Raw genomic sequence first — 1,039 nt, 5'->3', positions numbered from 1 at the left:
ATCCATTACTATAACCACGAGCGTATTAAGACCAAACTAAAAGGCCTGAGTCCGGTGCAGTACCGGAATCAGGCCTTGGCCGCTTAGTTGTTCACTGTCCAAGTTTATGGGGTCAGTTCATTAAGAGAGCGGGTTTTGAAATCTGGCGCGCCCGGGAGGATTCGAACCTCCGACCCCCTGATTCGTAGTCAGGTACTCTATCCAGCTGAGCTACGGGCGCGTAATGTTACAACTAATATTTACTAATACTGCTACTAAGTAGGTGGCGCGCCCGGGAGGATTCGAACCTCCGACCCCCTGATTCGTAGTCAGGTACTCTATCCAGCTGAGCTACGGGCGCATACCTTGTGACCATGTACTTTCTAGCTAAAAGAGTAATGTCTAACTAAGCACTTTCTATAGCTAAGTAGTTAATGGCCATGCTATTGGCGGAGAGAGAGGGATTCGAACCCTCGATAGGGCTATAAACCCTATACTCCCTTAGCAGGGGAGCGCCTTCAGCCACTCGGCCACCTCTCCTCAACGGCACGGCGCGAATATTACCGATTTGAGGTTCTTATGTCTAGCCTTCTACGGATTTTTTTCACACCGGCCATATCTTACCTACAAGCTTACGTCTTAAGCATCGCGTCATCGTGCAAACCCGCAAGTCTTATTCCACTTCGTTTTCACTATTTCTTTCACGCTGAATGCGCTGATAAATCTCTTCCCGGTGAACCGCAACATCTTTAGGCGCATTAACACCGATACGCACTTGATTGCCTTTCACACCTAGTACGGTGACAGTGATTTCATCACCGATCATCAAGGTTTCGCCAACACGACGAGTTAGGATGAGCATGGCTGATCTCCTTTTCAGACGTTTTATGCAACGGGATATGTCAGACCGAGGCAACACTAGGCCATTATGCGGCATAGTGATCTTACCCAGCAAGAGTGGACACTGGTTTAAGCGATCATTCGGGCTTCAAATACCTCTGGGCTGATCATCCCAATGGCACTGTGCCGCCGTTGTTTGTTGTAGTCTAGTTCAACGTAC

At 48.7% G+C, this 1,039-nt stretch carries 2 protein-coding genes and 3 tRNA genes; 1 reads left to right on the top strand and 4 read right to left on the bottom strand.

Annotated elements, in window-relative coordinates; translation table 11 throughout:
- The coding region (locus tag V8L70_RS22835) for an IS3 family transposase (protein WP_336270183.1) at positions 1 to 87 on the top strand (87 nt) is incomplete at its 5' end.
- 56 nt (positions 88 to 143) lie between these two features.
- Here V8L70_RS22835 and V8L70_RS22830 read toward each other — a convergent pair.
- The 4 genes from V8L70_RS22830 to csrA form a co-directional block, all read right to left on the bottom strand.
- Positions 144 to 220 (bottom strand) — tRNA-Arg (locus V8L70_RS22830).
- 43 nt (positions 221 to 263) lie between these two features.
- A tRNA-Arg gene (locus V8L70_RS22825) sits at positions 264 to 340 on the bottom strand.
- An 86-nt stretch (positions 341 to 426) separates the two neighbouring features.
- Positions 427 to 519 (bottom strand) — tRNA-Ser (locus tag V8L70_RS22820).
- A 133-nt stretch (positions 520 to 652) separates the two neighbouring features.
- Positions 653 to 841, bottom strand: a complete 189-nt coding sequence (gene csrA / locus V8L70_RS22815; RefSeq protein WP_007111501.1) for a carbon storage regulator CsrA — start codon at positions 839 to 841, stop codon at positions 653 to 655.
- Positions 842 to 1,039: the final 198 nt, after the last annotated feature.

The organism is Vreelandella arctica (assembly GCF_037070215.1).
Taxonomy (GTDB): Bacteria; Pseudomonadota; Gammaproteobacteria; order Pseudomonadales; family Halomonadaceae; genus Vreelandella; species Vreelandella arctica.
Note: the sequence above shows the minus strand (reverse complement) of the source record. Positions and strands in the feature narration are given on the sequence as shown.